This window comes from Bacillus sp. ISL-51, from assembly GCF_018613535.1.
GTDB lineage: Bacteria > Bacillota > Bacilli > Bacillales > Bacillaceae > Bacillus.
The window spans coordinates 342896-361135 of record NZ_JAGGQB010000006.1 but is presented as its reverse complement, the minus strand read 5'-3'; the positions used below and the strand labels follow the sequence as shown (position 1 = coordinate 361135).

Annotated in this window: 19 protein-coding genes and 1 pseudogene; 1 reads left to right on the top strand and 19 read right to left on the bottom strand. The window is 46.0% G+C overall.

The window, feature by feature from the left end; translation table 11 throughout:
• Positions 1–4: 4 nt before the first annotated feature.
• The 14 genes and pseudogenes from J7E26_RS10460 to rpsU all read right to left on the bottom strand — a co-directional run bounded on the left by J7E26_RS10460 (position 5) and on the right by rpsU (position 10816).
• Positions 5–148 carry a YqzL family protein gene (locus tag J7E26_RS10460; protein WP_007408286.1) on the bottom strand — a complete coding sequence of 48 codons (144 nt, stop codon included), beginning with the start codon at positions 146–148 and terminating at the stop codon, positions 5–7.
• 150 nt (positions 149–298) lie between these two features.
• Positions 299–1204, bottom strand: a complete 906-nt coding sequence (era, locus tag J7E26_RS10455) for a GTPase Era (protein ID WP_214798356.1) — start codon at positions 1202–1204, stop codon at positions 299–301.
• Complete coding sequence (locus J7E26_RS10450) at positions 1185–1595, bottom strand: cytidine deaminase (protein ID WP_251034452.1); 411 nt, start codon at positions 1593–1595, stop codon at positions 1185–1187. Before J7E26_RS10450 ends, era begins: the two co-directional genes overlap by 20 nt.
• Before the next feature lie 122 nt (positions 1596–1717).
• Positions 1718–2092, bottom strand: coding sequence for a diacylglycerol kinase family protein (locus tag J7E26_RS10445; RefSeq protein ID WP_214798944.1), 375 nt, complete (start codon positions 2090–2092; stop codon positions 1718–1720).
• Positions 2073–2546 (bottom strand): rRNA maturation RNase YbeY, encoded by a 474-nt coding sequence (ybeY, locus tag J7E26_RS10440; protein WP_214798353.1) that lies wholly within the window; start codon positions 2544–2546, stop codon positions 2073–2075. Before ybeY ends, J7E26_RS10445 begins: the two co-directional genes overlap by 20 nt.
• Before the next feature lies 1 nt (position 2547).
• Entirely contained in the window at positions 2548–4680 is a 2133-nt protein-coding gene (locus tag J7E26_RS10435; protein ID WP_214798349.1) for an HD family phosphohydrolase, read from the bottom strand.
• Between the two features lie 75 nt (positions 4681–4755).
• A complete protein-coding gene (locus J7E26_RS10430) occupies positions 4756–5715 on the bottom strand; it encodes a PhoH family protein (protein WP_214798346.1) in 960 nt (319 codons plus the stop codon).
• Positions 5679–6909, bottom strand: a pseudogene (yqfD, locus tag J7E26_RS10425) (sporulation protein YqfD). The gene J7E26_RS10430 and the pseudogene yqfD overlap by 37 nt, the downstream one beginning before the upstream one ends.
• A gap of 18 nt (positions 6910–6927) precedes the next feature.
• Positions 6928–7209, bottom strand: coding sequence for a sporulation protein YqfC (yqfC, locus tag J7E26_RS10420; protein ID WP_003152966.1), 282 nt, complete (start codon positions 7207–7209; stop codon positions 6928–6930).
• A gap of 56 nt (positions 7210–7265) precedes the next feature.
• Entirely contained in the window at positions 7266–7697 is a 432-nt protein-coding gene (locus tag J7E26_RS10415; protein ID WP_214798340.1) for a hypothetical protein, read from the bottom strand.
• Between the two features lie 27 nt (positions 7698–7724).
• Positions 7725–8720, bottom strand: a complete 996-nt coding sequence (gene floA, locus J7E26_RS10410; protein ID WP_214798337.1) for a flotillin-like protein FloA — start codon at positions 8718–8720, stop codon at positions 7725–7727.
• A gap of 22 nt (positions 8721–8742) precedes the next feature.
• A complete protein-coding gene (locus J7E26_RS10405) occupies positions 8743–10059 on the bottom strand; it encodes an NfeD family protein (RefSeq protein WP_214798336.1) in 1317 nt (438 codons plus the stop codon).
• 122 nt (positions 10060–10181) lie between these two features.
• On the bottom strand, positions 10182–10628 hold the full coding sequence (locus tag J7E26_RS10400) for a GatB/YqeY domain-containing protein (protein WP_007408278.1): 447 nt from the start codon (positions 10626–10628) through the stop codon (positions 10182–10184).
• A 14-nt stretch (positions 10629–10642) separates the two neighbouring features.
• Positions 10643–10816 (bottom strand): 30S ribosomal protein S21, encoded by a 174-nt coding sequence (gene rpsU / locus J7E26_RS10395; protein WP_003152957.1) that lies wholly within the window; start codon positions 10814–10816, stop codon positions 10643–10645.
• A gap of 171 nt (positions 10817–10987) precedes the next feature.
• Here rpsU and J7E26_RS10390 point away from each other — a divergent pair, with 171 nt between their 5' ends.
• The gene (locus J7E26_RS10390) at positions 10988–11914 is read left to right on the top strand and encodes a Na/Pi symporter (protein ID WP_214798335.1); all 927 of its coding nucleotides are present in this window, start codon (positions 10988–10990) and stop codon (positions 11912–11914) included.
• A gap of 38 nt (positions 11915–11952) precedes the next feature.
• On the opposite strand, the gene mtaB is transcribed toward J7E26_RS10390, so the two are convergent.
• The 5 genes from mtaB to dnaK all read right to left on the bottom strand — a co-directional run bounded on the left by mtaB (position 11953) and on the right by dnaK (position 18219).
• Entirely contained in the window at positions 11953–13308 is a 1356-nt protein-coding gene (gene mtaB / locus J7E26_RS10385; RefSeq protein ID WP_214798333.1) for a tRNA (N(6)-L-threonylcarbamoyladenosine(37)-C(2))-methylthiotransferase MtaB, read from the bottom strand.
• Positions 13308–14078, bottom strand: coding sequence for a 16S rRNA (uracil(1498)-N(3))-methyltransferase (locus J7E26_RS10380; RefSeq protein ID WP_214798331.1), 771 nt, complete (start codon positions 14076–14078; stop codon positions 13308–13310). The genes mtaB and J7E26_RS10380 overlap by 1 nt, the downstream gene beginning before the upstream one ends.
• Positions 14079–14100: 22 nt before the next feature.
• Complete coding sequence (gene prmA, locus J7E26_RS10375) at positions 14101–15036, bottom strand: 50S ribosomal protein L11 methyltransferase (RefSeq protein ID WP_214798329.1); 936 nt, start codon at positions 15034–15036, stop codon at positions 14101–14103.
• 23 nt (positions 15037–15059) lie between these two features.
• Positions 15060–16187, bottom strand: coding sequence for a molecular chaperone DnaJ (gene dnaJ / locus J7E26_RS10370; protein WP_214798327.1), 1128 nt, complete (start codon positions 16185–16187; stop codon positions 15060–15062).
• A gap of 193 nt (positions 16188–16380) precedes the next feature.
• Positions 16381–18219, bottom strand: a complete 1839-nt coding sequence (gene dnaK, locus J7E26_RS10365) for a molecular chaperone DnaK (RefSeq protein WP_214798325.1) — start codon at positions 18217–18219, stop codon at positions 16381–16383.
• Positions 18220–18240: the final 21 nt, after the last annotated feature.

Below are 18240 nucleotides of genomic sequence, written 5' to 3'. Positions count from 1 at the left end.
AGGTTTACAAAATTGGAAAATCAATTCGGGCTAGCTCATCTTCCGGTTCTTCGGGTCTTTCCAGGTTCTCTTTTTCCAGTTCTTTAAAAAGAAGGTACGTATCAACACTTCCTGTTTGAGAAAATACGTTCCAGGTAAAATTCAACACAAAAAACCCACCTTTCATAATTAAACTAGCTTGCCAATCCAAATTCTTACCCTTATCTTGACCTGGTGTCCCCCTTTTCATGTTAAACAAATTTTGCTAACGTATCCCTTTTCTTGTGAGGTAATCACACATCAGGCATGCGCTTAAATCTTAATATTCATCCTCTTTAAAACCGAAATCACGCAGCTGGGACATTTTATTCCGCCAGTCCTTTTGAACCTTTACCCACAATTCCAAGTACACGCGTGAGCCTAACAGCGCTTCGATATCGGCTCTTGCCCTTTTGCCGACTTCTTTTAAGAGGCTTCCTTTTTTCCCGATGACGATTCCTTTTTGGGAATCGCGCTCAACCACAATGGTAGCTGCGACATGGACAGAACCGTTTTCCTGCGCCTTAATGGACTCGATGCTCACCGCGATGCTGTGCGGGATTTCTTCCCTTGTGAGGTGAAGCACCTTTTCTCTGATCAATTCAGAAATAATAAATCGCTCAGGATGGTCTGTCACCTGGTCACTCGGATAAAACTGAGGGCCTTCCGGTAAATACGCTTCAATCTGCGCGAGCAGCGTTTCAACGTTATTGCCTTCCAATGCCGAAATCGGCACTATTTCCTTAAACGGATAACGCGTGCGGTACTCATCAATTAAAAGCAGCAGCTGATCAGGATGGATTTTATCGATTTTGTTTACGATTAAAAATACGGGCGTAGATGTTTGACGGAGCTTTTCGATAATAAACTCGTCGCCTTTTCCGTATCCTTCTTCGGCGTTAATCATAAATAACACCAAGTCAACTTCCTTCAGCGTGTTTTGCGCCACTTTCATCATAAAGTCGCCAAGCTTATGCTTCGGCTTGTGAATACCGGGTGTATCGATAAAAATGGTTTGTGATGTGCCTGTTGTCAGCACCCCTTGCACTTTATTTCTTGTCGTCTGGGGTTTGTCGCTCATAATGGCGATTTTTTGTCCGATGACCCGGTTTAAAAAGGTGGACTTTCCTACGTTAGGTCTTCCGATGATAGATACAAATCCTGATTTAAAGCTTTCGTTCGTCATGTAAATCCTCCGATGAAAATGCGCCTGGCAATAATTCTTCTGCAGTCATTTCTTTTATTTGTCCTTGTAAGTTGGTCAGGACCACGAGCATATCCTTTGGGCAGAGCTCGGAAATTACTTGTCTGCAAGCTCCGCACGGTGACACCGGCCCCGGTGTATCCGCTGCTACGGCCAGCATGCTGAATTCCGTATCTCCTTCAGAAACAGCTTTGAATAAAGCGGTGCGTTCAGCACAGTTGCACATGCTGTATGCCGCATTTTCAATGTTGCAGCCTCTGTACACTTTTCCGTCTTTGGTAAGAAGAGCGGCTCCGACTCTGAAGTTTGAATACGGCACATACGCTGTGTCCCGTGCTTTTAATGCCTCTGCAATAAGTTCTTGTCTGTTCATGTGTACATGTTCCTCTCTTACCTTTATCCTGTATGATACCGCTGTCACTTTTATTTTACATAATTGTTATTGGTTTTTCACGCCCATTTTTGGTAATGTAAAATAATTGTAAGAATCTTCTGCTAAAATAACTTCGGCAAAAAGATGAGTAAACCAATGATACACGAAATGACGGCAAATACGCAAACAGCTCCGGCTGCCGCGTCCTTTGCCGCTTTTGCGAGCGGATGATACTGATCTGTTACTAAATCAACAAGATGTTCTATAGCTGTATTCACCAGCTCCAGAGAAAGCATACCGCCGATCAGCATCAAAACAACGGCCCATTCAGCCGAGCTGAGCCCGATGAGGAAGCCGCAAAGGATGACGGCGCAGGCTGCGGCGATGTGAAATTGAAAATTCCGCTCCGACCGAGCCGTCTTCCGGATCCCCCTCCATGCGTGGACAAAGCTCTTTATAAACCGGCTCCACTCATTTTTATGATCTCGTGAGTCCATACTCATCCAGCAAATCCTTTTGCTTTGAAAACATTTCTTCTTCGTCTTCCTTAGTCATATGATCATAACCAAGCAAATGCAAAAAGCCGTGGACAGAGAGAAAACCGAGTTCCCTCATAAAGGAGTGGCCGTACTCTTCAGCCTGCTCTTTCGTTCGGTCAGCGCTGATAATGATATCTCCTAAAACAGGCGGCATTTCGGCGCCCACTATTTCGATTTCATCTTCCCCTTCTTCTTCAAGAGCAAACGAAATGACGTCCGTCGGGGTGTCCTTTCCCCTGTATTCTTTATTGATTTCTCTGATCTCCTCATTAGAGACAATTGTCACTGAGACCTCAGCCTGATCCTGAACTCCTTCTTTTTCCGCCGCAAATTGGAGCAGCTTTTCAACTTCTTTCAGCGAGTCGGCTGAGACGCTGTTTGTTTCATCAACGATATCTATCAGTAAACCCATTTTATTTCACCTTCTTCGTAGCCTCCGGATATTCAATCCGGGAGTGGAAAATTCCTTTTAATGTTGCGCAGAGCGTTTTAGCAATCGTATCCAGCTCTCGGAAGGTCAAATCACATTCCGAGAACTGCCCGTCCTGAAGCTTATCGGATATAATGCCCCTCACAAGCTTCTCGATGCGCTCGGGATTTGGATTGTGCATTGAACGGACGGCAGCCTCGACGCTGTCGGCCACTGAAATAATGGCAGCCTCTTTTGATTGCGGTTTCGGTCCCGGATAACGGAACTCTTCTTCTGTAATCTGGTCGCCCTTTTCCTTCGCCTTATAATAAAAGAATTTTAAAAGAGACCTCCCGTGATGCTGCTCTGCGATATCTACAAGTTCTTGCGGAAACTTATAGCTTCTGAGCATGTTCGCGCCGTCTGTCGTATGGGCGATGATAATATTTTTACTGAGCTGCGGAGAGAGCTTATCATGCGGGTTATCCATATTCATTTGATTTTCAATGAAATATTGCGGGCGTTTCGTTTTGCCAAGATCATGATAGTACGCCCCGACCCGTGCCAACAGGCCGTTTGCCCCTACAGCTTCACAGGCGGCTTCCGACAGATTCGCGACCATGACGCTGTGATGATATGTACCAGGTGTTTCCGTTAAAATCTTACGAAGCAGCGGATGGTTCGGATTTGACAGTTCAATCAGCCTCATCGTCGACAGAATGCCGAATCCCGTTTCGAAAAACGGCATAAGACCGATAATCAAAACCGATGCAGCCAGACCCGACACGACCCCCATCAGCATTAACGTCCCGATTTCAACAGCGGACAGCGCCGTGTTTTGTATTAATAAAAGCGAGAGCACAATAATCATATTAATAAACGATACGAACAGTCCAGCCTGTAAAATTTTAGATCTCGCATTATGTTTTCCTAAAAACAGAATGCCTGAAATGCTGCTGATTAAATAGTAAATACCGATTACATAATTAAACGTTCCCGTCACGCCCTGATTAAACATCATACTGCCGCAAATCGCTAAAATAATGCTCCCTAAAATAGCGAGTCTTTCATTAAGCAGCAGCCTGAATAATATGGCGCCGGCGGCGATCGGAACAAGATAACCGATATTGGTGTATTCGATTTTTTGAAACAGGCTGACGACTTCCATAATGACAAGAATCAGCGTTGTAATAATGGAAAATAACAAAAGTGATTTATTTTTCAGCTTAAGTTCCTGCTGCTGTTTCTCAAAATAGTAGACAAGCGTAGCAATAAACAGCCCGATCATCAGTAAGAGACCGGTGACAGGCTTTAACAGATTGGAATTGTTCAACAGCCCCGTTAATTCGAGCTTTCTGTATACTTCCCGGTCGATCAGGTCATTCTCCTCAACAAGAACCTGTCCTTGTTTGATCTGAACCGGCTGGACACTGTCAGACGCTTCCTGACGCTTTGCATCGGTCGCTTTCGGATCAAATACGTAATTCGGGATGACCGCATATTTTCCGATTTCAGTTGCCGCTGACAAATACTTTGACGGTACGGAAGCGCTTTTCAGTTCTTTTGCGACTTTTCCCTTCGCTTCCGCTAATTTTTCGGACGGTATCTCACTGCTCATCACCGTATTCACCGCAGTAATGACGGAATCCCTTACAAATGAGAAATCTTCATTGTTCGCATGAAGAAGCGCTTCAATAGTGCCTTCTGAAATGGATTCATTCACATCTTGAGTCAGCTTATTTTTCACCGACTTCACCAAGGATTTTTCCGAAGGGGCTTTTTTTTCTTTTTCAGCATCTTGTTTCACTTCGCTGATGCTGTCGAAAATAGACGTGATGAGATCAAGACGGTTGTCGGTGTAGCCTTTTTTCAGTGTGTATTGGTCCTCCACAGCGTCTTCGGCCGCCTGCTTTTTCGCTTCCGTTGCCTGCTGGTCTTCCACTGTTCCAGGCGCGTAGATGGTCTTATCACTGACTGAGAATAAATCCAAATTAAGTGATTCAGGTTTTACATGAATAAAGAGCAAGCCAAACATAATCGCTAACAGCAGCAAATACAACAGCACGTGGGCCGAACGGGCGTGCCTGAAACTGCGGAACTGTTTTCGGCCGCTTTTGCTCTTTCCCTTCTTTTTCAAAACAAGAACCTCCTCCCTGAAACATCAACACATCATAAAAATGACCCGATAACGGGAGATCGGGTCATTTTAGCATTACTTTTGCTTATCATAAGCTTCAATAATTTTCGCAACAAGCGGATGCCTGACCACGTCTGTCTGGTCAAGTTCAATCACGGAAATGCCGTTTATATTCTTCAGCATATCCTTCGCTACTGCAAGTCCCGATGTGACGCCTTTCGGCAGGTCAATTTGGCTTACGTCGCCCGTAATGATCATTTTAGAGCCAAAACCCAATCTCGTCAAAAACATTTTCATTTGAGCAGGGGTGGTGTTCTGGGCTTCGTCAAGAATCACGTACGCGTCGTCAAGCGTCCGCCCTCTCATGTAAGCAAGCGGGGCAATTTCAATGACCCCTCTTTCTAAAAGACGTTCCGTATGGTCGCTTCCCAGCACATCATGAAGCGCGTCATACAGCGGGCGCAGGTAAGGATCTACTTTTTCCTTTAAATCTCCGGGCAAAAAGCCGAGGCTCTCGCCGGCTTCAACAGCGGGTCTCGTTAAAATGATTTTTTTAATGAGGCCGTTTTTTAAGGCATGTACCGCTTTTACGACGGCCAAATATGTTTTACCGGTCCCCGCGGGCCCGATGCCGAACACCATGTCATTTTTTTTCATCGCCGCAACATATTCTCTCTGCCCGATGGTTTTGACACGGATCGGTTTGCCTTTTGCCGTTTTCGTAATTTCTTCTTCATACATGCTTTCAAAATAGTCAAGTTTATCTTTTTTTGCCATTTTCACGGCGTACAGCACATCACGTTCCGAAATCTCTATCCCCTTGCGAATTAAAGCGAGGAGCGATCCCAATAACCTGTCGGCAATTTGAAAAGACTCATCATTGCCGGAAACGTATACGGTTTCACCGCGTGTGATGATGCTTACACCCAGATCCTTTTCCATGAGCTTCAAAAAGGAATCTTGGCTGCCGAACAATGAAAGTGCTTCGTCCGGGCTTTTCAGTTTGTGATTAATCGCAAGTAAATGTTCTGCCATTCTTTAGTCTCCCTGAACAATAGGTGTGGTTTGAACGATATCTTCTATAACTTGGTAGAGAATAATCAACTTTACTTTACCATTCTCAACGGATTGGTGCAAAACTTTTTCACTTTTCACCTCATCGCTGTCGCCTAATTGTTTCTCTACATCCTGTTTGCCCATTTTAATTCCCGCTTTGACCGCCTGTTCTTTCGTATAGGTCCTTACCGAAGTTTCGCTTTCCCTCGTTTGCTCTTTTACATAAGAAATCGGAAGCTTCAGTCCCAGAAATTGAAACGGATGCTTTTCTTGCTCTGTTTTCGGATTTTTCAGCGGCTCCTCCTTAAAAGTTAATCCCCAAAAAGGCACGGTCCAGGATCCGAAAGCCAGCTTGTGCTTCGTCCTTACTTTACCCGTATATACCGTAAATGATGTTTCAAGAGGCACAGTTACATGTGACTTGTACCACGTTTCTCCGTAAATTTCCGCTTTTGAAGCGACTTTTTGCTGTTGATCTTCACTTCCGATCAAGCCTGAGACAAGCAGCTGTCCCTTCTCAACATGATCGTTCACAAAGGCCATCGGCTGTCCCTTTTGAACGAACATTCTTGTAATAATCGCTTTCTTTTTGGCTACGATATGGCGCGGGCTGATGTACTTTTCTTTTGTCGGCTCATTTTTTTCGACAACTTTCATATGAAGGGATGTGCCGTTTAATTCCACCCCGACCCACGTTATATTTTCAATTCCGTTTGTTAACGATTTTTGAATTTTTTCCGGTGTCATCATTAAAAATTGCAGACGTCCCTTTTCCACACCGATCTCTTCAAGGTGCTTCATCATCTGGTGTTCAGTTTCAGGCTTGGCCCCTTTAATATCAATTTTCCAGACCATGTTTGATAAAAGAAATAATATAATGAAAAAAACCGCAAATCCCGCGGTAAATCCCATATTCAGTTTTGATTTGAGAAGCAGAAAGGGAAGCCCTTTTCGTTTTGTGAAACTTGCTTTGCATTCATGATTTCTAATGACCCTCCTGAAGGCATGTACATCCTGAAGCTGAATCATAAGCAGGACATAGTCTTGCTTTTTTTTCACCGCATAAAGTGCGATATTATTTCTTGTGCATTCATTCAGCAGCCGTTCGATCCCTTTTCCTTTGACTTGCAGCTGGACTTTACCCGAAAAAAAAGACAGCCATTTATTTTTCACATCATTTCCCCCTCGGCTTTATGAGTCGACATATCGAACGTGATCTATCGTGCCTTCCAGTAAAATCTCTTCAGGAAGGATTGCCTTAATAACCAGGTTTTTTCCTGATATGATACATTGCCCCTGCTTCAGCATCAGTCTTACTTCTTCCTCGCTGAACAGTAAGAGGCCTCTGTGATTCTCTATGTAGATATGAAGTCTGCCGACCATTGTAATACGAGGCAGATCCATCATAACGTCCGGGGGAATTTCCAATGCTCTTGTCAGCCACGCCTTTACACGATTCTTTCTTTGCCCCATAAAAAAAGAACCCCCTTTCATCTCATATGTATGATTTGAAAAGGGGTTCTAACACTTTAATTTTTACGGATGCTCCGCATGGTATGGTGCGTTTTTTTTGCACGGGGCGGGCCGAAAACTTCTCCGAAAATGACGCCTTGCACCGCGGTGTCTTTATTTACTTTAAGGACATTTTTCTTTAGGGACGCGTTTCTGCCTCGTACGGCAGTGAGCTCGCGTTCAAGCCCTTTGAACGTCTGCTTTGTTTCCGAAAGTCTTTTTTCAGCTTCCCGTCTTTTTTGTTCAAATGGGTTTTCTTCTGAAACGACAGGGACTTCTTCCGGTTTATGCTGGTCAGCCGGCTGCTGTTCGCCAGGCTGTTTTTGAGCCTGCGGCGCAGGCCGTTTTTTGGCGCCCTGTTTCTCATCTTTGCTTTTTTTGCCGAATATCGCCGATATAATGCCGATAACGGCAGCAATAACGAGCGGGTTAGTCAGAATCTCCTGCATATAACGGCTCCCTCCTTATAAGAGAGGTTAGGATTGATGGTCTTCATCTTGCTGGTCATTTGTCAGCTTGCCGATTGAATCCCTCATGCCTGTGTCGGCATCGATATTTTTAATATTCATGTAATCCATGACGCCGATGTTTCCTTCACGCAATGCTTCAGCCATCGCAAGCGGCACTTCCGCTTCTGCTTCCACTACTTTGGCACGCATTTCTTCTACGCGGGCGCGCATTTCCTGCTCTTGTGCCACAGCCATGGCGCGGCGTTCTTCCGCTTTTGCCTGTGCAATGTTTTTGTCTGCTTCCGCCTGGTCTGTCTGAAGAATCGCTCCGATGTTTTTGCCGATATCAACGTCAGCGATATCGATTGAAAGAATTTCAAATGCAGTGCCTGAGTCCAATCCTTTTCCTAATACGGTTTGCGAGATCATATCAGGGTTTTCCAGCACTTTTTTATGATTGTTTGATGAACCGATCGTTGATACAATCCCTTCCCCGACACGGGCGACGATTGTTTCTTCGCCGGCTCCGCCGACGAGGCGCTCGATATTGGCTCTCACCGTAATTCTGGCTTTCGCTTTGACTTCAATTCCGTCCATGGCGACACCTGCGATAAACGGTGTTTCAATAACCTTTGGATTTACGCTCATTTGAACGGCTTCTAATACGTCCCGTCCAGCCAGGTCAATGGCAGCGCAGCGTTCAAATGTCAGCTCAATGTTGGCGCGCTGTGCCGCAATCAAGGCATTGACGACCCTGTCGACATTACCTCCGGCCAGGTAGTGGCTCTCAAGCTGATTTGTTGAAGCGGCAATGCCCGCTTTATGCGCTTTAATTAACGGGTTTACAACGCGGCTTGGAATAACGCGGCGAAGCCTCATTCCGATTAAAGTGAAAATGCTGATTTTGACTCCCGCCGCAAGCGCCGAGATCCAGAGCATCACTGGTACAAAGGTGAAGAACACGGCTAACACAATAATTGCGGCTGCGACTAATGCTAAAATCGCCAAGCTTGACAGTTCCATCTAATTCCTCCTCAAGGTTTATCTATAATTCTCTCACGACGATGCGCGAGCCTTCCACTTTTACCACTTTTACCTGCTTGTCTTTTTCAGTGAACGAGCCTTCTGAGACGACATCAAGGCGTTCATCGTCAATAATGACGGTGCCTGACGGTCTGAGGGCGGTAGCGGTCACGCCGACCTTGCCCAATAGCTCTGTCCGGTTTTGATTTGAAACATAACCGCTCTCTGTGCTTGTAGAATCAGTCAATATAAATTTCTTAAAGAATTTCATCCGTTTTCCCAACACCCTTGTTAATATGATAAAGGCTGTAATGGAAACAGCCGCGGCGATCAAGAGAGAAACCGCCATTACAGTAAAACTGCCTGCTGCGAGAAAAAGGCTTGTGATCACGCCTATGATTCCGAGGAGACCGATAATGCCTCCAGGCAGAAAGATTTCTAATAGGATAAAAACCAAACCTGCGACAAACAGGAATACGCTGTCATAGCCTGCAAAACCGGCGGCCAGATGTCCGAAGAAAAACAGCAGCAAAGCCGTAAATCCGACGGCACCCGGTATACCGACGCCCGGAGAGAACAGTTCAATGGTCAAGCCTAGAAAAGCTAAGGTTAATAAGACAGGCACAACAAACGGGTTTGTCAGCCATCTGCCCATTTTGTCGACGAAGCCTTCTTGAGCGTGCAGAACATCGGCTTTTTCAAATCCGAGCTTTTTATACAATGCTTCAAGGTTTGGCACGGTGCCTTCCGAATAACCGACTTCCTCAGCTTTTTCAGCATTCAGCGTCAGCAGTTTCCCTTTTGGGGCTCCCGCTTCCTTCGCATCTATTGCAGGGTCTGCCATTGCCAGCGCGTATTTCGGATTCCGGCTGTTCTTAACGGCTGCGTCTTCCATTTCCGCATGCCACAGTGACTGGGCTTTTTGATCAGCGGCGTTGCCTTTCCCGTCAATAATGGCGGCAGCCCCTATCTTTCCTCCCGGCGCCATATAAATATCGTCTGCTTGCAGCGCAATATACGCGCCTGCGGAAAGCGCCCGTTTATTTACGTAAGCGGTAACAGGCACATCCGCGCTATTTATAACATCTGCAATGTTTAAGGCAGATTGAACGGCGCCGCCCGGCGTATTAATATCAAGAATAATGTGTGACGCTCCGGCTTCTTTCGCCTCCTTGAAAGAGCGCGATAAGAACGAAGCAAGCCCCTTTTCGACATTATTCTCAACCGGGATGACATAAACCTCTGGATGATCAGCTTTTGCGTTCAACTGAACCCCTAATAAAGATAATACAAATAGGACCAATAGAGCAACAGCAATTCCGGTTTTTTTTCGGAACAAGGCCGATATACCCTCCTTCCCTTTTCGTTCTTCTTTATATACGTAACAAATGTACTTAAGTTTCATTTTTTTATGTATAAAAAAAGACATCTCTCTAGGAAAGATGTCTTTTTCTTTGTCAATTAAGACAATTGACTGCTGACAAGTCTGTTAATTACACTTCCGTCAGCTTTACCTTTTACTTTAGGCATAATAGCACTCATCACTTTGCCCATGTCCGCTTTAGAGCTCGCACCGACTTCAGCGATGGTTTCATTTACGATTGTCTGCAGCTCTTCTTCAGAAAGCTGCTTCGGTAAATAAACTTCTAAAATGTCCAGCTCTTTTTGAACTTTATCTACTAAATCTAAACGATTAGCGTTTGAAAATTCATGGAGGGAGTCTTTACGTTGCTTAAGTTCACGAGATAGGACAGTAAGTTCCTCATCCTCGGTCAAACTGTCTTTCTTAAGCTTAATTGCTTCGTTTTGAAGTGAAGCTTTCACCATTCGAACGACAGTCAGTTTGTCTTTCTCACGGCTTTTCATATACAGCTTCATATCCTGGTTAAGTCGCTCAAGAAGACTCATAAATCCACCCTCTTTTAGAATTTGCGTTTTCTAGCAGCTTCAGACTTTTTCTTGCGCTTTACGCTAGGTTTTTCATAAAATTCACGCTTTCTTGCTTCTTGCAAAGTACCTGTCTTTGATACACTGCGTTTGAAGCGACGAAGAGCATCTTCAAGCGATTCGTTTTTTCTAACGACCGTTTTTGACATTCTCTTTCCCTCCCTCCGAATACACCAATCGACTACCTTTAAAAAGATACACATATAAACATGTACTTTGACATTATAATATAAGCCATCAGTCAGGTCAACTAAGTGAGTTCACTTTTCCGTCATGAATGGCGCTGCTTGTCTATATAATGATGGAAAGGGGTGTTTCGTTTGCTGATACTGATCTGCTTTGCCGCACTTATCTTGGTTTTTTTAGCCGGAATGAGCCTGCTCAGGCAAGGGCTGATATCTTTAACGTATTCTAAAATTGAGAAGAGCCTGCTTCTGTTTACTGACCACCCTTTGAAAGCTTTTCTCATCAGCATCGTGTTTACCGGTCTGCTTCAGAGCAGCTCCGCCTTTATGGTCATTGTTATCGGATTTGTGAGCGCTGGCGCTTTGACTTTTAAGCGGACGATTCCGATGATTCTCGGAACGAATGTCGGCTCAACATTTACGACGCAGTTTTTGGCCATTAAGATGGATGTGCTCATCTGGGTGCTTTTCATCGGCGGCTTATTGTTTTTGCTCATTCGGAAATATCCGTTCAAACAGCTCGGAACAAGCTTTATGGGCCTGGGCATTATCTTTTTTTGCATCACGTGCTTCAGCCGCCTTGCCGTTCCGCTGACAGAAATGAAAGCAGGGGCCGAGGTGCTGCGGCATGTAAATGATTCAAACTGGTCCGCTCTTTTTATAGGCATGATGTTGACGGCAATCATTCATTCAAGCTCGGTATGCATCGGCATTTTAATGAGCTTTATGAACGAAGGGGTGATCGGTATTGAACAGGCGGTCAGCGTCGTTCTGGGATCTAATATCGGGACATGCGTCACGGCCGTCATGGCTGCTGTTTCAGGCGGTTATGCCGCCAGACAGACTGCCGGCGCCCACGTTTTGTTTAATGTCCTCGGTGTGCTGCTCGTATTTCCTTTTCTGTCAGCGTCAGCAGGCATCGTGGAACGGCTGTCAAGCGAACCCGCTCAAATGATTGCCCATTTCAGCCTTTTATTCAATGTCGTCACCGCCCTGTTGTTTTTACCGTTCACTGATCTGTTTTACCGGTTTATTGACAGGCTTATTCCCTCTAAACAATAAAAAACCGATGCAAAGGGAGCATCGGTTTTTTAGAAATATTAGGAAGACATACGCATTTTCTGTGTCGGTTCTTCCTCAACAATCCGGACAAACTGCCCTTCATTGTACGGATATCCCGCTTTTTGGATTTTAACTTTGACGAGTTTGCCGATCATGTCTTCCGTCCCTTTAAAGACGACTTTCATATAATTGTCCGTATAGCCGACAAACATGCCGTCTTCATCGGACTCTTTAAACACTTCTTCAGGAATGATCTCCAGAACCTCTCCTTCGTAATCAGAAGCGTATTCTTTGGCAAGCTGGTCAGAAAGCGCGATCAGCTTGTGAACCCGTTCATTTTTTACGGTTTCATCAACCTGGTCATCCATTCTGGCCGCAGGTGTTCCGGTGCGTTTGCTGTAAGGGAACACATGAAGCTCAGAAAACTTATGTTCTTTGATGAACTGATACGTTTCCATAAATTCTTCTTCCGTTTCACCCGGGAAGCCGACGATGACGTCAGATGTGACAGCAAGGCCCGGCAGTGCTTCTTTCAGCTTATTTAAGCGGTCCGCGAAAAACTCCATCGTATATTTGCGTCTCATCCGTTTCAGAACGGTGTTTGAGCCTGACTGGATCGGAATATGGAGGTGGCGGACAATTTTATCAGAAGCATCCAGCACCTCAATTACTTCATCAGTGATTTGGCTTGCTTCAATAGATGAAATTCTGATTCGTTTTAAGCCTTCTACTCGGGTATCCAATTCACGGAGAAGCTTTGCGAAATTGTAATCTTTCATATCCTCACCGTAGCCGCCCGTATGAATTCCCGTCAGAACGATCTCTTTGTAACCGGCATCCACCAGCTGCTGTGCCTGTTTAATGACTTCTTCGGGATCGCGGGAACGAAGCAGGCCGCGCGCCCAAGGGATGATGCAGAACGTACAGAAGTTGTTACATCCCTCCTGGATTTTCAATGACGCTCTTGTCCGGTCTGTAAAAGCGGGAACGTCAAGCTCTTCAAACACGCGCGCTTTCATAATGTTGCCGACGCCGTTAATCGGCTGGCGCTCTTCTCTGTACTGCTCTATGTAGCCGAGCATTTTTTCACGGTCCTGTGTGCCGACGACGATGTCAACGCCCGGAATGGCCATAATTTCTGCCGGAGACGTTTGAGCGTAGCACCCCGTCACGCAGATCACGCCGTCAGGATTTTGCCGAATAGCCCGTCTGATGACTTGGCGGCTTTTTTTATCTCCTGTGTTTGTCACCGTACATGTATTAATGACATATACATCTGCTGTCTGTTCGAATTCTTTTCGTTCATAACCCGCTTCTTTAAACAGCTGCCAGATTGCTTCTGTTTCATAATGGTTGACCTTGCAGCCAAGGGTATGAAAAGCAACAGTTGCCATTACTGATCACCTCTTAATAACTCTGTATGATAAGAAACTGCGCTTAACGCGTAAAGGGGCGCAGTTTCAGTCCGTAAAATTCTAGGTCCGAGTCCGCATAAGACGGCGCCTTTTTCTGAAAGCTGCTGTGTTTCAGATTCAGTTAAACCGCCTTCAGGGCCGAATACGATTAAAAGCGACGAACCATGCGGGAGGCTTTGCAGCACCGCAGCGAAAGCGCTCGATTCTCCTTGCTTTGATGCCTCTTCGTATGCAACGACACATTTATCGACATTCTCCGCCATCTCAAGCAGCTGCCGGAACGTATGAACGGTTTTCACGCAGGGAATTTCATTCCGGTACGACTGTTCGGCCGCTTCCTTCGCGATTTTCGTCCATCTCTCCCGCTTTTTCTTTGCTTTTTTGTCGTCCAGCTTAACGACGGATCGGGCGCCCTGAAAAGGGATAAACATGCTCGCGCCGAGCTCGGTCCCTTTTTGGATAATCCATTCAAGCTTATCACCTTTCGGAAGACCGCTGGCTATCAGAACCTTTACAGGCAGCTCACGATTTCTCCCCGTCCATTCAGACACAAGACATGATATGTGTTCTTTAGAAACAGCTTGGAGCTTACATAACGCTTCATGGCCGTCCTTTGAGCAGCAGATAATCCGGTCACCGGCGTTCATCCTCATGACGTTGGCAATGTGATGAACATCTTCGCCTGTTATTCGGAATTCGGGAGCTTCGTTCATCTCCTGCTTCGTGAGCTCGATAAAATATCGTTGCATACGCTGTGACACCTACTAACTGTTATTTTTTCGCGATGATGCTGACCCAATCTTCCATTGACAGAATTTCCGTGATTGTAAAGCCGGCTTTTTCCAACGCATCTTTTACTTCCTGTTTTTTCTGGCCGATAATGCCGGACGTAATGAAATGACCGCCGTCTTTCAGCAGGCCGTACGCCTGGGACGTAAAGCGGAGAATCACTTCCGCTAAAATATTTGCGACAATGACATCATGCTCGCCTGTGATGCCGTCCAAAAGATTGTTCTGCTTCACTTCAGCCGTTTCGCTCACTTTGTTCAATTTCATATTCAGGCGCGCGCTTTCGACAGCGACCGGATCAAGATCATACGCATGAACTGATTCAGCCTCAAGCATGGCAGCGGCGATGCTTAAAATTCCAGAACCCGTGCCGACATCAATGACACGGTCGCCTTTTCGGACAATCCGTTCCAGCGCCTGTATGCAAAGAACGGTTGTCGGATGCGTCCCCGTGCCAAACGCCATTCCCGGGTCCATTTCAATAATCAGTTCATCCGTATTTACCGGTGTGTATGTTTCCCATGTCGGAACGATCGTGAATTTTTCGGAAATTTTCACAGGGTGATAATACTTTTTCCACGCCGTCGCCCATTCCTCTTCGTTGACTTCAGAAATGGTGATTTTGTTTCTGCCTAGATCAATATCGTAAAGCAGCAGATTATTGATCGTTTCTTTAATGCCGTCGACCGTTTCGCCGAGAAAACTGTTAATCGGTAAATACGCTTTGACAATGACACCCTCATCGGGGTAATCATTGGGGTCGAGCTGGTAGATTTCCCCGTAAACATTCTCACGTTCTTTTATTAAATCAAGCGGATCTTCGATGACAACCCCGCTCGCACCAGCTTCATGCAAAATATTTGAGATGGGTTCGACCGCTTCATGTGTTGTGTGAATGCTGATTTCGGACCATTTCAAAACTACCAACTCCTATCCAATCATTACTCGCCTTTAAATGCGCGTTTTACTTTGTCAAAGAAACTCATTTCCTGCTCATCCGGCAGATTGCCGCTGACTTCAGCAAAATCGCGGATGATGTCTTTTTGTTTATCTGTCAGATTTGTCGGAGTGACTACCCGAACGGCAATGTGCTGATCGCCTTGGCCGTAGCCCCGGACATTTTGCACGCCTTTGCCCCTTAATCTGAATTTTGTTCCCGTTTGTGTGCCGGCTGGAATTTTCAGTTTCACTTTACCGTGAAGCGTCGGCACTTCCACCTCATCGCCGAGAGCCGCTTGGGCAAACGTTAACGGCATTTCGCAGTAAATATCGTCTCCGTCCCGCTCGAAAAACTCATGTGCGCGCACATGGAATACGACAAACAAATCTCCCGCTGGCCCTCCGTTTACGCCGGGTTCGCCTTGGCCCGGAACGCGCAGCTGCTGTCCGTCGTCCACACCGGCAGGAATGTTAACATTGATTTTTTTCCGCCTTTTCACTTTGCCCGTGCCGCCGCAGTCCGCACATTTGTTTTTAATGAATTTTCCGGTGCCTTCACAATGGTGGCAGACTCTTCTGTTGACAACTTTGCCAAACGGCGTGTTTTGTTCAACATTCAGCTGGCCGGAGCCTCCGCAATGCGAACACGTTTCCGGTTTTGTCCCGGGCTTCGCGCCGGAGCCTTTACATGTTTCGCAATTCTCTTCACGAGGGATTTCAATAATCGTCTCTTTCCCGAAAGCCGCATCTTCAAATGACAGGGTCATTGTATACTGCAGATCAGCTCCCTGCCGAGGCGCGTTCGGGTCCCGGCGTCTCGTGCCGCCGCCAAAGATGCTTGAGAAGATGTCATCAAAACCGAAGCCGCCGAAATCTCCTCCGCCGCCGAAACCGCCGCCGAAGCCCTGATTAGGGTCTGTATGGCCGAATTGGTCATATTGCGCGCGTTTTTGGTCGTCTGAGAGCGCTTCGTATGCTTCTTTTACCTCTTTGAATTTTTCATCTGCTCCGGATTCTTTATTGATATCAGGATGATATTTTTTTGAAAGCTTCCGATAGGCTTTTTTGATTTCATCCTTTGAAGCGCTCTTACTTACTCCAAGCACTTCATAGTAATCACGCTTACTCATCTCGCTTCACTCTCCCGAATTTCTCACATAAATTAGATTGTATCATTTTGAATTATGTTTTTTCAATTCCTTTTATCCCGGGCAAGAAAAAAAGTCAAAGCCAAGAGATGCCTGACTTTGACTTTCTGTCTGTTGAATCAGAATATGCTGTATGTTCTTTCTGCCGTCTGCCTGGGCAGCGTTAGAAAGAAACTTATTTTTTATTTTCGTCGTCTTTTACTTCTTCGTATTCCGCATCGACAACGTTGTCGTCCGCTTTTTTGCCTTCAGCGTTTGCTGCGCCTTCGGCTTGCTGCGCTTTTGCCGCTTCTTCATAAAGCTTCATAGAAAGCTCTTGAACGATCGCCTGAAGCTCATCTTTTTTCGCTTTGATGTCTTCAAATTCGTTCTTCTCGATCGCAGCTTTTAACGCGTCTTTTGCGTCGTTTGCTTTTTTCACTTGCTCTTCGTCCACTTTGCCTTCCAGGTCTTTTAACGTTTTCTCTGTTTGGAAAACGAGCTGGTCAGCTTCGTTGCGGACTTCGATTTCTTCTTTTTTCTTCGCATCAGCGTCAGCGTTTTCTTCCGCTTCTTTTACCATGCGTTCGATCTCATCGTCAGAAAGACCTGAAGAAGATTTGATTGTGATGTTTTGTTCTTTGCCTGTGCCTAAATCTTTCGCTCTTACGTTTACGATACCGTTTTTGTCAATATCGAAAGAAACTTCAATTTGCGGTACGCCGCGCGGTGCCGGCGGGATATCCGTAAGCTGGAAGCGGCCGAGTGTTTTGTTGTCGGCAGACATTTGGCGCTCCCCTTGAAGGACGTGAATGTCAACAGCCGTTTGGTTGTCAGCAGCAGTTGAGAACACTTGAGATTTGCTTGTCGGAATTGTTGTGTTGCGGTCGATCAGCTTTGTGAACACGCCGCCCATTGTTTCAATACCGAGAGAAAGCGGTGTAACGTCAAGAAGAACAACATCTTTAACGTCACCTGTAATAACGCCGCCTTGGATCGCAGCACCAAGCGCTACAACTTCATCAGGGTTTACGCCTTTATGTGCTTCTTTACCTGTTTCTTTTTTGATTGCTTCCTGTACGGCAGGGATACGTGTAGATCCGCCGACAAGGATGACTTTGTCGATTTCGCTTGCAGAAAGATCCGCATCTTGAAGCGCTTGACGGACCGGAGCCATTGTACGCTCTACAAGATGAGCGGAAAGCTCTTCGAATTTAGCGCGTGTCAGCGTCAGCTCAAGGTGAAGAGGGCCCGCGTCTCCCGCTGTGATAAACGGTAAAGAAATTTGCGTAGATGATACGCCGGAAAGATCTTTTTTCGCTTTTTCAGCCGCATCTTTTAAACGCTGAAGCGCCATTTTGTCTTTAGAAAGATCGATGCCGTTTTCCTTTTTGAATTCAGCTACGAGATGGTCGATGATGACTTGGTCGAAGTCGTCCCCGCCAAGACGGTTGTCGCCGGCAGTTGAACGGACTTCAAATACGCCGTCGCCAAGTTCCAGAACAGATACGTCGAACGTACCGCCGCCAAGGTCGTATACAAGAATCGTTTGGTCTTCGTCTGTTTTATCAAGTCCGTATGCCAATGCTGCGGCAGTCGGCTCGTTGATAATACGTTCTACTTCAAGACCGGCGATTTTACCCGCGTCTTTTGTCGCTTGGCGTTCTGCATCGTTGAAGTATGCAGGAACTGTGATAACAGCTTTTGAAACCGTTTCGCCAAGATAGCTTTCCGCGTATGATTTAAGGTGCTGAAGGATGATGGCTGACACTTCTTGAGGCGTGTAGTCTTTTCCTTCGGCCTCCACTTTGTAGTCAGTACCCATATGGCGTTTGACAGACATGATTGTGTTAGGGTTTGTGATCGATTGGCGTTTTGCCACTTCCCCTACTTGGCGTTCGCCGTTTTTAAACGCAACGACTGACGGAGTTGTGCGGTTTCCTTCAGCGTTTGCGATGACTGTAGGCTCGCCGCCTTCAAGCACTGCCACGCATGAGTTTGTCGTACCCAAGTCAATTCCGATTACTTTACTCACTTTGAATTACCTCCTGCTATG

Bases quoted from the DNA above. Each gene is read 5' to 3' on its own strand.
- era (WP_214798356.1), bottom strand. From the start codon at position 1,204: ATGACGAACGAAAGCTTTAAATCAGGATTTGTATCTATCATCGGAAGA.
- J7E26_RS10450 (WP_251034452.1), bottom strand. From the start codon at position 1,595: ATGAACAGACAAGAACTTATTGCAGAGGCATTAAAAGCACGGGACACA.
- J7E26_RS10445 (WP_214798944.1), bottom strand. From the start codon at position 2,092: ATGGACTCACGAGATCATAAAAATGAGTGGAGCCGGTTTATAAAGAGC.
- ybeY (WP_214798353.1), bottom strand. From the start codon at position 2,546: ATGGGTTTACTGATAGATATCGTTGATGAAACAAACAGCGTCTCAGCC.
- J7E26_RS10430 (WP_214798346.1), bottom strand. From the start codon at position 5,715: ATGGCAGAACATTTACTTGCGATTAATCACAAACTGAAAAGCCCGGAC.
- yqfC (WP_003152966.1), bottom strand. From the start codon at position 7,209: ATGGGGCAAAGAAAGAATCGTGTAAAGGCGTGGCTGACAAGAGCATTG.
- J7E26_RS10415 (WP_214798340.1), bottom strand. From the start codon at position 7,697: ATGCAGGAGATTCTGACTAACCCGCTCGTTATTGCTGCCGTTATCGGC.
- floA (WP_214798337.1), bottom strand. From the start codon at position 8,720: ATGGAACTGTCAAGCTTGGCGATTTTAGCATTAGTCGCAGCCGCAATT.
- J7E26_RS10400 (WP_007408278.1), bottom strand. From the start codon at position 10,628: ATGAGTCTTCTTGAGCGACTTAACCAGGATATGAAGCTGTATATGAAA.
- rpsU (WP_003152957.1), bottom strand. From the start codon at position 10,816: ATGTCAAAAACGGTCGTTAGAAAAAACGAATCGCTTGAAGATGCTCTT.
- mtaB (WP_214798333.1), bottom strand. From the start codon at position 13,308: ATGGCAACTGTTGCTTTTCATACCCTTGGCTGCAAGGTCAACCATTAT.
- J7E26_RS10380 (WP_214798331.1), bottom strand. From the start codon at position 14,078: ATGCAACGATATTTTATCGAGCTCACGAAGCAGGAGATGAACGAAGCT.
- dnaJ (WP_214798327.1), bottom strand. From the start codon at position 16,187: ATGAGTAAGCGTGATTACTATGAAGTGCTTGGAGTAAGTAAGAGCGCT.